A 12,384-nucleotide genomic window follows, 5' to 3' on the forward strand; every position below is an offset into this window, starting at 1 on the left:
CGCCTCCTGCCCGGTCGTGGCGGCGGTGCCGCGACGCTCAGACCTCCGCCGATGCGCCCGGCGTCAGCCTCAGGTGCTCCGCGCCGCCCAGGGCGCCGATCTGGTGGTCGTAGATCGGGCGGGCCAGGTCGGTCAGGAGCGCGTCGTGGATGTCGTAGGCGCGCCGGGGCTTGACCTCCCGGACGTACTCGATCACCTCGGCGATCTTGTTCCAGGGCGCCATCACCGGGAGCATCAGCGTCTCGACCGGCTGGTCGGGCACGGTGAGCGCGTCGCCGGGGTGGAAGACCTTGCCGCCGTCGATCAGATAGCCGACGTTGGTGATGCGCGGGATGTCCGGGTGGATCACCGCGTGCAGCTCACCGTGGACCTGCACGTCGAAACCGGCGGCGGTGAAGGTGTCCCCGTGCCCGACCGTGTGGACCCGGCCCGGGAAAGCCGCCGAGATCTTCTCCGCGACCGACTTCAGCGTCCAGATCTCGGCGGCCGGGTTCGCCTCCATCCCGGCCCGCAGCCGGTCCTCGTTGAAGTGGTCGAGGTGCTCGTGGGTGACCAGGACGGCCTCCGCGCCGACCGCGGCGTCCTCCTCGGAGAAGGTGCCCGGGTCGATGACGAGCGTGCGGCCGTCCTTCTCGAGGCGGACGCAGGCGTGGGACTTCTTCGTGAGCTTCATGCGTCCCATCCTGCCGTGCCTGACCGGCGCACGAGCACCGTCAGGCTGGTGCTCGTGGTGCCCGGTTGACGATCACCGCGGTCACTCCGCGGGCGTCGTCTCCTCGCGTATGACCTGCTGGGCCACCCGGAAGGCGCTGCCCGCGGCGGCCGTGCCGCAGTGGACGGCCGTCTGGAGCAGGATCTCCTTGATCTCGATGGGGGTGAGGCCGTTGCGCAGGGCGGCCCGGGTATGGGCGGCGAGTTCGTCCAGATGGCCGCCGGCGACCAGGGCCGTGAGCGCGACACAGCTGCGGGTGCGCCGGTCCAGGCCCGGCCGGTCCCAGATCTCGCCCCAGGCGCAGCGGGTGAGGAACTCCTGGAAGTCACCGGAGAAGTCGTCGGCCGTGGCCAGTTCCCGGTCGACGTGCGCGTCGCCCAGCACCTCGCGGCGGATCTTGAGGCCGATGTCATAGGTGTCGGGCCGGCCACCGGTCCGGGGCGGCACGGCGGCCGGGGCGATCTCGGCGATCGGCGCGGCCTGCGGCGCCTGCGCCGGGGCGGCCAGGACCGGCTTGGGGGGTGCCGCGACGACGGCCATCTGCCCGGTGCCGGCCTCGACGGCGGGCTGCCAGGCGGTGGAGAAGTGCCGGACCAGCAGGTCGGTGACGGCGGCGGGCTGCTCCACCGGGACCAGGTGCGAGGCGCCGGGCACGACGGCGAGACGGGCGTCGGGGATGCCGGCGACCAGGGTGCGGGCCTCGGCGGGTCCGGTGACCTGGTCGTCGGATCCGACCAGGACGAGCGTGGGCACGCCGACACGGCCGAGTTCGGCGCGGACGTCGAAGGCGGCCAGCGCCTCGCAGGCGGCGATGTAGCAGCCGGGGTCGGTGGTGCGCACCATCTGCACGGCCCAGTCGGTGATCGCGGGCTGGGCGGCGGCGAATCCGTGGGTGAACCAGCGGTCGGGCGACATCCGGGCGATGGGGTCGAGCCCGTTGGTACGGACGATCACTCCGCGCTGCCGGAACTCGTCGGCGGTTCCGAACCGGGGCGAGGCGGCGATCAGCGCGAGGGAGGCGAGGCGTTCGGGGTGGCGCAGGGCCAGTTCGACGCCGACGGCGCCGCCGAGCGCGCAGCCCGCGTAGCCGAAGCGCTGCACCCCCAGGGCGTCCAGGGTGGTGAGCAGGCGAGCGGTCAGATCGCCGACCGAGTCCGCCGGATACGCCGGTGCGCCGCCGTGGCCCGGCAGGTCGTACCGCAGCACACGCCACTGCTCGGCCAACTCGGGGACCTGACGGTCCCACATGTGCCATGTGGTACCCAGTGAGGGACCCAAGATCAGGACCGGAGCGTCTTCTGGCCCGTCAAAGCGGTATTGCAGGGTGTTCGGGGGTGTCTCGCTCACCCGTCAGACCCTCTCATCTCTCACGCGACACCCCTATAGGGGGGTGCCTCCATGTCCTTCGTCACCGACCGAGGCGGCCTCGTCCAGCAGACGCACGGACAGTGGTCTCGGAACAGCTCTCCACAGTCCTCGCCCCACAGCCGGGCCTCGGCCCACAAGGCGGCTCAGTGCAGCCCGTAGGCGCGGCTGCCGGGCGCCACGCCATATTGGAGAGGGAAAACACATTGATCACGCTGGTTTCCGGGACTCATGCGGCGCTTCCTGCTGACCGCTCATCAGTGGGCCTGACGACCAGCGCTGGGCTGAGACAGAACAGGTCCGTCACGCCCGCGAACCGGCCGACGATCGGTCGGCTGCAGCGGCATGCGGTGCGATCACCGCGGCGACCGTGCCGCAGGAGAGGTACATCCCCATGGTGTGGCAGTCCACGGACGCCATGTGTACGACCTCGTCCGTGTGGACCCCGTCGAACCGGCTGGACAGCGGACGCGGTACCGCGATGAGGTCGCCCGCCTCCGCCAGGTTCACCCGGCGCCGCACGCCGGGCGGCCTGGCGCCCTGCCTCGCCGGGCCAGCATTGCGACGGCCTCGAACCGTCTTTTGGGGGCACCACCTTGCCTATGAGGTCCGCTGCCCGGCGGTGGATGGCCAGTTCCGCCTCCAGTTCGGCGATCCGCCGGCGTGCGGCCACCAACTCGGCCTGGTCCTCGCTGGTAGGCTGCGGCAGTTGACCGGTGTCGACGAGGTGCTGACGGCGCCAGGCATAAGTCGTCTGCTCGCTGATGCCGAGGTCTTGGGCAACCTGCCGGACAGGCCGGCCGGCTTCGACGAGATCGAGGACCTTGCGCCGGAACTCGGCCGGGTAACGACGGGGCACAGCAGTCTCTTGAGTGTCTGGAGCATCATCTGTCCATCAAGATGACTCCACCAGACCCGGGACACATCAGAGCCTCCATCAGATCCGGAGCGCTTCACCCCGTAGTCAGATGAACCGTCGTGCGACGGTAAGGGCCCGGCGTCCCGCAGCCGGGATGCCGGGCCCCCTTACCGGGGCGCGATCAGGCGGGGCGGATGTTCTCAGCCTGCGGGCCCTTCTGGCCCTGCGTGACGTCGAACTCGACCTTCTGGCCCTCCTGCAGCTCGCGGTAGCCCTGGCTGGCGATGTTGGAGTAGTGGGCGAAGACGTCGGGGCCGCCGCCCTCCTGCTCGATGAAGCCGAAGCCCTTCTCGCTGTTGAACCACTTCACTGTGCCCTTGGCCATGACTGTCTCCTTTGAGGGAAACCGGGCACGCACCCTGCGCGACCGGGAGGTGATCGCCCTGGTCCGGAGAGGTGCTGAACAGCAAGAACGCCCGTGAGGCGATCACGGGCGAACGAAACTTCGGAACCACGACTGCTGATCACAACGCTATAACGGCATGACGGAAGGCGCTAGCGAAAACGCGCCAGCATCCGGCCCGAACGAAGGGCTGGATCGCCCGCGAGGCTCGGCCGACGGTGATCAAGCAGTTTCGCGCCCTTCTTCTGCACAAGGCTGCGGCGAGGCATGGCCTCTTCCCGCCTCCGGCTGTTCTCCGGGTGGGCCCCACCGATCATGCGTGACCGGCCCCTCCCATGGCGGGCGGGGCGGCAAGCGCTTCTGGGACACCGCCATCTGTCTGCCCGGCGAAGGAAGCTGCCTCGGGGCCCTCTCAGCCCCCTTACTCCTGAGCGCCGAGGACACCCGAGTCTCGACTACTGCGAGTGGACCAGTGCCGAGGCCCGCCGGGAGGCAGCGAACGCCGGAAAACACGACAGGGTGCCCGAGATCTTCTCCAGCACCGGGCGAACGGTTCGGCCACGGAAGGTACCGCTTTCAACGCTGCCTGTCCCCGGTCGCCGGCGTGATCCGATCGTGCCGAGGCACGCTGCGGGTGCCTCGGCACCGTCGGGAAAGGAGATCGCACAGGCAATGGATCACCTGTCCCGCTTTCCGGGTACCGTCAGGGTATGAGTCATCCGCACCCCGAGCTGAAAGCCGCCCCGCCCCTTCCCGAAGGAGGGCTGCGGGTCATCGCCCTGGGCGGCCTGGGTGAGATCGGCCGCAACATGACCGTCTTCGAGCACGCGGGCAAGTTGCTCATCGTCGACTGCGGCGTGCTGTTCCCCGAGGAGACCCAGCCCGGCGTGGACGTGATCCTGCCGGACTTCACCTCGATCCGGGACCGGCTGGACGACATCGTGGCCGTGGTACTGACCCACGGCCACGAGGACCACATCGGGGGCGTGCCGTATCTGCTGCGCGAGCGGTCCGACATTCCCGTCGTCGGCTCCAAGCTGACGCTGGCGTTCCTGGAGGCCAAGCTCAAGGAACACGGCATCCGGCCGCGCACGGTGCGGGTGCGGGAGGGCGACCGGCGCGGCCTCGGACCCTTCGACTGCGAGTTCGTGGCGGTCAACCACTCCATCCCCGACAGCCTCGCGGTCGCGATCCGCACCCGGGCCGGGATGGTGCTGCACACCGGTGACTTCAAGATGGACCAGTTCCCTCTCGACGACCGCATCACCGATCTGCGCGCCTTCGCCCGCCTCGGCGAGGAGGGCGTGGACCTCTTCCTCGCCGACTCCACCAACGCCGAAGTACCCGGCTTCACCACCTCCGAGCGAGACCTGAACCCGGCGATCGAGCAGGTGATGCGCACCGCCCCGCGCCGGGTCATCGTCTCCAGCTTCGCCAGCCACGTACACCGCATCCAGCAGGTCCTGGACGCCGCGCACCAGCACGGCCGCAAGGTCGCCTTCGTCGGCCGGTCGATGGTCCGCAACATGGGCATCGCCCGTGACCTGGGATATCTGAAGGTCCCCTCCGGTCTGGTCGTGAGCACGAAGGAGCTGGAGAAGCTCCCGGACCACAAGATCACTCTTGTCTGCACCGGGTCCCAGGGCGAACCGATGGCAGCGCTGTCACGGATGGCCAACCGCGACCACATGATCCGCATCGGCAAGGGCGACACCGTCCTGCTCGCCAGCTCCCTCATCCCCGGCAACGAGAACGCCATCTACCGGGTGATCAACGGACTCACCCGGTGGGGCGCCCACGTGGTCCACAAGGGCAACGCCAAGGTGCACGTCTCGGGGCATGCCAGCGCCGGCGAACTCGTCTACTGCTACAACATCGTCAAGCCCCGCAATGTCATGCCCGTGCACGGCGAATGGCGCCACCTGCGGGCCAACGGCGACCTCGCCATCCGTACCGGTGTCGACCCCGAACGGGTCGTCATCGCCGAGGACGGCGTCGTCGTCGACCTGGTCGACGGGCGCGCATCCATCACCGGCAAGGTCCCCGCCGGCAACGTTTACGTGGACGGCATGGAGGTCGGCGGCGCCACGGAAGCGTCACTCAAGGACCGCCTCACCCTCGCCGCCGAAGGCGTGGTCACGGTGGTGGCGATCGTCGACGCGGACACCGGCGCCCTCGCCGAGGCCCCCGACTTCCTGGCCCGGGGCTTCGTCCACGACGACGCCACCTTCGAGCCGGTCATCCCCCTCATCGAGAAGACCCTGGCCACCGCGGCCGAGGAAGGCGTCGGGGACTCGCGCCAACTCGAACAACTCGTCGCCCGCGCCGTGGCGAACTGGGCGTTCCGCACCTATCGCCGCAAGCCCCTCATCATCCCCGTCATCATCGACGCCTGAGCCGCGGTCCGGCAGCACGGTCCGCGGTTCCGGTGGCGGCCCCGCGAGCATCGAGGTCGGGCACGCCCGGACCGGACGGTGGCGAAGCCGCCGCGCTCGACGAGGCGGATCGCCTCGCCGTGGGCGGCTGGCAGGTCCGCGAGGGAGTCGGTGTTGCGGGCGACGGCTCTGTCGCCGCGCTCCAGGGCCGTCTGCGCAAACTCGCGGCCGATGCCGCGGGAGGAACGGTGACATGGCGGCGGTGCGCCCCGCTCAGATGTTGCACAAGATCGGACAGCGTCCACTCGGGGCAGGTCGGCACCTGCACGTCGTGGCTGGGCACGAAGGCGACCGCTGACCGGAAACGCGACCGTCTGTGCGTCGTTCAGCCGCAGCAGGACGGGGAACGAATGTCCTTGCCACGCGGACGCCTACCGTCACCCCGATCAACCGCAGTCGATTTTCACAGCGGTACAGGGGCACGCAAGGCGCGCGACACCGGCCGCGTGCCCTCGGACAAGGCAGGGCTCTCATCCCCGGATTCCAGTTCGGCGGCGCCACCGACCCGAGCCGACCGCATCGGCCATTCTCCCAGGCGAGTCCGCCGGCTACGCCCGCCCGCGACGCGCGCACGGGCATGCGCACGTCGCGGGCCACTGGACGGAACGCGCGAGTGGATAGCGCGATGCCGCTGAAGCGGTCAGATCGCGGGACTCATCGACTCAGCCGCCGCTCTTGCGCCTGAACGGCCGCTGGCTCGCAGCCGGGCCGTGTGCCGAACGCACCTTCGACGCATCGGACTTGGCGGCAACGTCAGCGGCATCCGCCTGCGCACCGCGCTTGCGCGCCAGGGCTTCGCGGAACTTGCGCTTGAGGTCGTAGTTGCCGTCGCTGTCCGGCTCCAGAGGGGACGTCTCGGGGGCAGCCGGCTCCGAACCTTCCGTAGATACGGGCTCTGCGGTCATGGTGACCTCCTGGGTTCGGGGGGGTGGGCAGGCACAGCTTGTCATGCTGGGCGCAGTGCGAGGCACCGACAACATCATTCTGCTCCGTTTCGGCGGGTATCCCTCTCGCAGCCAAAGGCGTTGACTTCGCAGGTGAGGCGCGCATGACAGCTTCGGGCCGGGCCGAGGGTTGCCGATCCCGTGGCCAGGAGATTCGCCGCCAAGGCAACGGCTCTCAGCCGTTGCGACGCACGAGGGCGGCCTTGCGGGCCTCGGCGAGCTTGCGGGCCTCGCCGGCCTTTCGGGACTTGCCGCCGGCGCCGCGGGAGGTGCCCTTGCTGGTGCCGAGGCCGCGGAAGGGAGCGTTGGTGTTCTTGGGTCGGGGGACGGAGGGCCCGCCGTCGAGCGGGATCCCGGAGGGAGTCTTGGCGCCGGTGATCCGGCTCAGCTCCGCCTCGCCCGAGCGCACCTTGGTGACGGTCGGCTCGATGCCGGCCCCGGCCATCATGCGGCTCGTCTCGCGGCGCTGGCCCGCCAGCACGAGCGTGACCACGCTGCCCGACTCACCGGCGCGGGCGGTGCGGCCCGCCCGGTGCACATAGTCCTTGGCATCGGTGGGCGGGTCGACGTTGACCACGAGATCGAGGTCGTCGACGTGCAGGCCACGGGCCGCGACATTGGTCGCCACCAGAACGGTGATCTGGCTGTTCTTGAACTGCGCCAGGGTCCGTGTGCGCTGTGGCTGGGACTTGCCGCTGTGCAGGGCCCCGGCGTGCACCCCGCTGGCCCGCAGATGCCGGGTGAGCTGGTCGACGGCGTGCTTGGTGTCGAGGAACAGCAGTACGCGGCCGTCGCGGGCGGCGATTTCCGTGGTGACGGCGTAGCGGTCAGGGCCGTGGACGACCAGAACGTGGTGCTCCATCGTCGTGACCGTGCCGGCGGCCGGGTCGACCGAGTGGGCGACGGGATCGTGGAGGTAGCGGCGGACCAGTTGATCGACGTCGCGATCGAGAGTGGCCGAGAAGAGCATCCGCTGACCGTCGGGGTGCACCTGCTCGAGCACGTCGGCAACCTGCGGCAGGAATCCCAAGTCGCACATCTGGTCGGCCTCGTCCAGCACAGTGACTCTCACCCGTCCCAGGCGGCAGGCGTTGCGCTCGATCAGGTCGTGCAGGCGTCCGGGGGTGGCGACGACCACCTCGGCTCCCTGGCGCAGCGCAGCGACCTGCCGGCCGATCGACGTTCCGCCGACGACCGTGGCGATCCGCAGCCGCAGTGCCTCGGCGTACGGCGCCAGCGCCTGGGTGACCTGTTGGGCCAGCTCCCGGGTAGGCACCAGGATCAGGGCAAGGGGCTGCTTCGATTCCGCGCGCCGCCCGGTCGTCCGTACGAGCAACGGCAGGCCGAAGGCGAGCGTCTTGCCCGATCCGGTCCGCCCGCGTCCCAGGATGTCGCGCCCCTCAAGGGCATCGGGCAGTGTGGCGGCCTGGATCGGAAAGGGTTCGCGCACCCCGAGTTCGCTCAGTGTCCGCAGCACCTCCGTCGGCAGTTCCAGCCCGGCGAAGGTGACGGCCGGGAGCAGCGCCGGGGTCGTTGCCCCAGGCTGGGCGGGACTGCCGTGAGCAATGCCGGAGTCATTGGGATGCTTCATGAACAGCCTTCCGCAAGGGAACGTACCGAGGAAGGCCCGGCAGGTTTGAACAGCCCACGCACAAGCCGAACGGAACAGATTGAATCGCCCACCGCGACGACCACGCAAACGCGTCAGACTAACACGCCTCGCCAACCGGCACACCGCGTCATTCCGAAGAAACGCGAAACTCGAATTCGGGACGGTCCCACGGCACGGCGGGCGGGTTCGCGTACGCGGTCCCGGTCCGCACCGCACCAGCGCGGTGGTAGAAGCCCTCGGCGGGAAGATGCGACACGACCTTGACACGGTCGAGCCCGGCGGCACGGGCCTCGGACTGCATGTGCGCAACGAGAAGCCGTCCAATACCCCGTCCTTGCGCCTCGTCGGCGACGAACAGCAGGTCGAGCTCCGGTGGAGCAAGGACGAGGGAGTAGAAGCCGAGGACCCGGCCTCCATGCTCGTCGGCGCCGACGGCCACAAAGGCGCGGTGGGACTCGATGTAGTCAGGACCGACCCGGTAGCCCGCGACTGCGGCCGCGTACTTACCCGCGTAGGCGCCTGAGCCACGCACGAGCCGCGTGAGCCGTTTGGCATCCCGCGCGACGGCTCTCCGTATCGTGATCGGCCGGCCGATCGGGGAAGTGCGTGAACTCATCGGGAGAGTATTTCGCACCGGGGCGTGCCGTCGTGCGGCGGGTCGGCTGCTCGGGCAGGCGTCCTGCACCGCTCCCGGGGGACCGTCTGCGCAGGCCCCGATCGACCGAGTCCTCTCACTGCCGCCGCATCGGCCGCCCGCCGACAGCAACTGGAACGCCCGAACCGCTGCGGAGGAGCCGGAGAACAGGGTGGTCAACCACTGCTTCCCCTGGGCCTGCCGCAGCGAGGTCAGCCTGTGCAGGACGACTTCAGGCCGGCCTCGTGAGCCGCATCAGGAGACGCCGAACTTTGTGCGGGCAAACGGATGTGCCCTGGTTGATCGCACCAGGTCCCTGGAGGGTGTGTTGCGCATCGGCCGTGTACGGCGTGCCGTCGCTGTGTCCTTGCTTCGGGTGGCTCCCAAGAGGACAACCGAGTGCAACGGCGCCCGCGCCGGCGTTGCGACCCACCTGTTCGGAAACCCCGCCAGGCCGCACCCCGTGGCTTCTCGTCGCACACTGCCCCTATGGAGGGGGGTGCGACTGCACAGGTCCGACCAAGTGGAAGACCTCCCTGGTTCATGCCCCGGCTCATGCAACTGCGCACCGAGGTGCAGGAGCACGCCCGGGCGGAGGAACGCTACGAGTTCGCCCACATCCGCCGCAGCACGGACGTCACCAACCTCGCCACCATGGCCAAGGCCGTAAAGGCCGTCAAGGCCGCCGAGGCCATGGCCCCCAGCCGGCCCTACCCCCGGCGTCCAGTCGGCCACCACCAACATGGCCCTCGGCTCGGTGGCCGTCCTCATGGCCTTGTGGACCGCACGAAGGACGCAGTCCAAGGCCATGAGGAGGAGCCGACGTACCTCCCCGTGACACCGACGCCCATTCACCTCTCGCCGTCTGATCCGTAGGCGTGCCCGCGAGGCAGGGGGCCGAAGCCGGCGTGGCGCCCCGGGCGAACGGCAGCGTGGCGCTGCCCGGGGCCGGGTCCACTGCGGGCGGCGAGGGCGTCGGCGACGGCGCCGGTGGTGAAGGCGTAGACGGCCTTGTGCAGAAGGTCCACGGCCATCTCCTGGCGGGGCCAGGTGGCCGGTGGGGCACCGACGCCGGTCGCGTTTTCGAGGATCTGGTCGTTGGTGACGCGGACGACGGTGAACTTGGCCGAGGCGAGCGGTCCGCGCAGTCCGCTCTGGGCCATGATCGACCGCAGCACTCCGAGAAGGGCGGCCTGGCCGTAGTGCATGGCCCAGTTGACCGGCAGCGACTGTCTGCCGGGACGTTCAGGCAGGCCGGTCAACCGCTGGAGAACACGCGCGGGCACATGAGAGTCGGGCCGGCCGGTGACGGCCTGCTCCATCTTCTCTCCGAAGGTCATCACGACTCCCCCGGCGGCGCCGGCGAGCAGTCCCTGCCAGAGTGCGCGCTTGAGCATGTCCCGGCGGGTACCCTCTGCCACGGCCTTCACCCGCGCGGTCGCTGCCCCGCACCAAGCGGACGGCCGGAGAGACCGATCGGCGCCGTCGTAGACCGCCCCTGCCCAGGGCATGGATCGCGCCACGATCCGACCTGCCCTTCGCCGGAGTGGCGCCGGCCGGCCACGCAGCCCGCCGCTGTCGGGCGTGGGTCACGCCTTGCCGCTTCCGCATGTCCGTCCCCGGCCGGGCTCCGCCGGGGACCGCGGGTCCTCCGCGGTCCGCTGCCGGGTCACTCGCCGATTGTCTTCTCGACGAGCGCGCTGTAGGCCAGTCGCAGCGTGTCCGCGCCGGCCGGAGCGGCGAGCGTGCCCACGGCGGTGCGTGTCGCGCGCGGCCAGAGCAGCCGGCCGGCGGTCGTTCCGCCCGGGCCCTGCGGGCGACGTACCGGGTGAACGGGGCACGCAGCGGACTGGTGACCGATGCGCCGCCCAGCGGCCGGTCGTGCCCCGTCGCGTACTGCCTGCCGGTCTGCTGCAGCAGTCCGTGCAGACGTCCTGTGAGGCGGCCGTCAGCTGCGGTGTTCATGAGTTCCTGTCTCGGTACGCGGTTGTCCCTCGCCGACCTCGCGCGGCGCTTGCCCGTCCAGGTCCTGCCGGCGCAGGCGGATCTCCACGTGGCCGTCGGTGATCCGGGTGTCGAAGGACGGCTGGGGTGCGGTGGCCGGGCCGCGGACGTTCCAGCCGTCCGAGAGCCGGAAGACACTGCCGTGCCAGGGGCACCGGACGCACCCGTCGCTGACCGTGCCCTCGGAGAGCGGCCCGGCGAGGTGGCTGCACCGCTCGGCCAGCGCATGGACGGCCCCTCCGGTCTCCCGGACGACCAGGACAGGCACGTCGTCGACGCTGCGCCGTACCGGCCGGTCGGCCGGGAACTCCGCCACGGCTCCGATCCGGTGCCAGCCCGGGGTGACGACGTGCGGAACCTCCTCGGCGTGGTTGGCGCCGGACGCCTGTCGGTAGGCCAGGTGACCGCCCAGCATGCCGCCGAGCGCGACTGCCGTCAGGCCGAGGAAGCCATAGACCCGGGCCGTGGCATGCCTCCCCTTGACGCGGCAGGTGAGCGAGGCGGCGTACAGGCCGACAGCCGTGGAGTTGGCCAGGGCGTGCACCAGTCCGATGCGCTGCTGCTGACGGTGCAGCTCCGCCCAGTCGACCCAGCCCGCCAGGGCCGCGGGAGCGGCGGAGACCAAGCCGACACCGATCAGCAGGCCCGCCTCGCGGGAGCGGCCGGGGTACAGGTCCAGCACCGCCGACGACAGCCAGCTGCCGACCGGTAGCTGCACCATCAGCGGATGCACCGGATGCCCGAGCCACCTGCCGTGCAGGAGGTCCCGGCCGTCGCCGAGCGGCAGCGCCTGCACCCTCTTGCGAACCGTGTCGATGGCCGCGTCGGCCGTGGGCTTCCGCTCCAGGCGGTCCAGCAGCCGCAGGAGGCGGCTCTGCCCCAGCCGGGGGCGGCGGAGTGGCGTAGTGCTCATGGTCGGCCGGGTCTCCACCTGCGCGGACGGCAAACGGAGCGGTCAGACGAAGACGGTGCCGCCGTTGCGGCAGTCGTGAATGGCCTGCCGTACGGCTGTGGGACGGTCTGTCCGGAGCCGCAGTTGTTGCTTGACCTGGTCGTACCGGCGCACCGGGCCGTCGCTGTGGGCATCCATGCCGACGGCCTCGATGCACACGTCGGGGCCGGGGCCGCCGGTGCGCTCGCGCCGTTCCGCGCCGCCGTCGGTGCGGGTGCAGATCCTGCTTTGTCGTGCGTGTCGACGTCCGTCCGGCGGCCTTCGGCCTCTGCCCGGAATTCCCGAAAAGTTGGAAGCAGTGAATTCCGTGCAACTCTCGCGGTACGGCTCAGGACTTGCACCTGCCGACCGATGAGTCCCCCTGTCATCTCCTCCTGAACGTTCGTCCCCGTGCAGCCGAGCACGAACCGTCGTTCCACGTTGGGCCGGGCCCCTCCGGGTACCCGCGGGGGGCCGGCCCCCCA

General features: G+C 70.4%; 12 protein-coding genes and 1 pseudogene. 2 read left to right on the top strand and 11 right to left on the bottom strand.

Annotation, left to right across the window (positions count from 1 at the left end):
• Nucleotides 1–37 precede the first annotated feature (37 nt).
• The 5 genes and pseudogenes from ACWDUZ_RS20200 to ACWDUZ_RS20220 all read right to left on the bottom strand — a co-directional run bounded on the left by ACWDUZ_RS20200 (nucleotide 38) and on the right by ACWDUZ_RS20220 (nucleotide 3,321).
• The gene (locus ACWDUZ_RS20200; RefSeq protein ID WP_451633155.1) at nucleotides 38–673 is read right to left on the bottom strand and encodes an MBL fold metallo-hydrolase; all 636 of its coding nucleotides are present in this window, start codon (nucleotides 671–673) and stop codon (nucleotides 38–40) included.
• Between the two features lie 81 nt (nucleotides 674–754).
• A complete protein-coding gene (gene pcaDC / locus ACWDUZ_RS20205) occupies nucleotides 755–2,059 on the bottom strand; it encodes a bifunctional 3-oxoadipate enol-lactonase/4-carboxymuconolactone decarboxylase PcaDC (protein ID WP_451633156.1) in 1,305 nt (434 codons plus the stop codon).
• A 321-nt stretch (nucleotides 2,060–2,380) separates the two neighbouring features.
• Nucleotides 2,381–2,599: a hypothetical protein gene (locus ACWDUZ_RS20210; RefSeq protein WP_451633173.1), complete on the bottom strand. Its 219-nt coding sequence runs from the start codon at nucleotides 2,597–2,599 to the stop codon at nucleotides 2,381–2,383.
• A 166-nt stretch (nucleotides 2,600–2,765) separates the two neighbouring features.
• Nucleotides 2,766–2,936 (bottom strand): annotated as a pseudogene (locus tag ACWDUZ_RS20215) (transposase); the annotation flags it as partial.
• Nucleotides 2,937–3,117: 181 nt separating this feature from the next.
• Nucleotides 3,118–3,321, bottom strand: coding sequence for a cold-shock protein (locus ACWDUZ_RS20220; protein WP_014670069.1), 204 nt, complete (start codon nucleotides 3,319–3,321; stop codon nucleotides 3,118–3,120).
• 728 nt (nucleotides 3,322–4,049) lie between these two features.
• Here ACWDUZ_RS20220 and ACWDUZ_RS20225 point away from each other — a divergent pair.
• Complete coding sequence (locus tag ACWDUZ_RS20225) at nucleotides 4,050–5,735, top strand: ribonuclease J (RefSeq protein ID WP_451633157.1); 1,686 nt, start codon at nucleotides 4,050–4,052, stop codon at nucleotides 5,733–5,735.
• A gap of 701 nt (nucleotides 5,736–6,436) precedes the next feature.
• On the opposite strand, the gene ACWDUZ_RS20230 is transcribed toward ACWDUZ_RS20225, so the two are convergent.
• The 3 genes from ACWDUZ_RS20230 to ACWDUZ_RS20240 form a co-directional block, all read right to left on the bottom strand.
• On the bottom strand, nucleotides 6,437–6,679 hold the full coding sequence (locus ACWDUZ_RS20230) for a DUF5302 domain-containing protein (protein ID WP_451633158.1): 243 nt from the start codon (nucleotides 6,677–6,679) through the stop codon (nucleotides 6,437–6,439).
• A 214-nt stretch (nucleotides 6,680–6,893) separates the two neighbouring features.
• On the bottom strand, nucleotides 6,894–8,309 hold the full coding sequence (locus tag ACWDUZ_RS20235) for a DEAD/DEAH box helicase (protein WP_451633159.1): 1,416 nt from the start codon (nucleotides 8,307–8,309) through the stop codon (nucleotides 6,894–6,896).
• Between the two features lie 148 nt (nucleotides 8,310–8,457).
• The gene (locus ACWDUZ_RS20240; protein ID WP_451633160.1) at nucleotides 8,458–8,946 is read right to left on the bottom strand and encodes a GNAT family N-acetyltransferase; all 489 of its coding nucleotides are present in this window, start codon (nucleotides 8,944–8,946) and stop codon (nucleotides 8,458–8,460) included.
• Nucleotides 8,947–9,519: 573 nt separating this feature from the next.
• Between ACWDUZ_RS20240 and ACWDUZ_RS20245 the strand changes: the two genes are divergently transcribed.
• Nucleotides 9,520–9,840, top strand: coding sequence for a hypothetical protein (locus tag ACWDUZ_RS20245; protein WP_451633161.1), 321 nt, complete (start codon nucleotides 9,520–9,522; stop codon nucleotides 9,838–9,840).
• On the opposite strand, the gene ACWDUZ_RS20250 is transcribed toward ACWDUZ_RS20245, so the two are convergent.
• The 3 genes from ACWDUZ_RS20250 to ACWDUZ_RS20260 all read right to left on the bottom strand — a co-directional run bounded on the left by ACWDUZ_RS20250 (nucleotide 9,816) and on the right by ACWDUZ_RS20260 (nucleotide 12,058).
• Nucleotides 9,816–10,361 carry a hypothetical protein gene (locus ACWDUZ_RS20250; protein ID WP_451633172.1) on the bottom strand — a complete coding sequence of 182 codons (546 nt, stop codon included), beginning with the start codon at nucleotides 10,359–10,361 and terminating at the stop codon, nucleotides 9,816–9,818. The two genes, ACWDUZ_RS20245 and ACWDUZ_RS20250, sit on opposite strands and share 25 nt — an antisense overlap.
• Before the next feature lie 551 nt (nucleotides 10,362–10,912).
• Entirely contained in the window at nucleotides 10,913–11,881 is a 969-nt protein-coding gene (locus tag ACWDUZ_RS20255; protein WP_451633162.1) for a Rieske 2Fe-2S domain-containing protein, read from the bottom strand.
• A gap of 42 nt (nucleotides 11,882–11,923) precedes the next feature.
• Nucleotides 11,924–12,058 (bottom strand): hypothetical protein, encoded by a 135-nt coding sequence (locus tag ACWDUZ_RS20260; RefSeq protein ID WP_451633163.1) that lies wholly within the window; start codon nucleotides 12,056–12,058, stop codon nucleotides 11,924–11,926.
• Nucleotides 12,059–12,384: the final 326 nt, after the last annotated feature.

The sequence above is a fragment of the Streptomyces sp. NPDC003393 genome (assembly GCF_053589015.1).

Excerpts from the sequence above, each read along its gene's own strand:
- ACWDUZ_RS20230 (WP_451633158.1), bottom strand. The coding sequence starts at position 6,679 with ATGACCGCAGAGCCCGTATCTACGGAAGGTTCGGAGCCGGCTGCCCCC.
- ACWDUZ_RS20240 (WP_451633160.1), bottom strand. The coding sequence starts at position 8,946 with ATGAGTTCACGCACTTCCCCGATCGGCCGGCCGATCACGATACGGAGA.
- ACWDUZ_RS20225 (WP_451633157.1), top strand. The coding sequence starts at position 4,050 with ATGAGTCATCCGCACCCCGAGCTGAAAGCCGCCCCGCCCCTTCCCGAA.
- ACWDUZ_RS20235 (WP_451633159.1), bottom strand. The coding sequence starts at position 8,309 with ATGAAGCATCCCAATGACTCCGGCATTGCTCACGGCAGTCCCGCCCAG.
- ACWDUZ_RS20245 (WP_451633161.1), top strand. The coding sequence starts at position 9,520 with ATGCAACTGCGCACCGAGGTGCAGGAGCACGCCCGGGCGGAGGAACGC.
- ACWDUZ_RS20250 (WP_451633172.1), bottom strand. The coding sequence starts at position 10,361 with ATGCTCAAGCGCGCACTCTGGCAGGGACTGCTCGCCGGCGCCGCCGGG.
- ACWDUZ_RS20260 (WP_451633163.1), bottom strand. The coding sequence starts at position 12,058 with ATGGATGCCCACAGCGACGGCCCGGTGCGCCGGTACGACCAGGTCAAG.
- ACWDUZ_RS20200 (WP_451633155.1), bottom strand. The coding sequence starts at position 673 with ATGAAGCTCACGAAGAAGTCCCACGCCTGCGTCCGCCTCGAGAAGGAC.
- ACWDUZ_RS20255 (WP_451633162.1), bottom strand. The coding sequence starts at position 11,881 with ATGAGCACTACGCCACTCCGCCGCCCCCGGCTGGGGCAGAGCCGCCTC.
- ACWDUZ_RS20220 (WP_014670069.1), bottom strand. The coding sequence starts at position 3,321 with ATGGCCAAGGGCACAGTGAAGTGGTTCAACAGCGAGAAGGGCTTCGGC.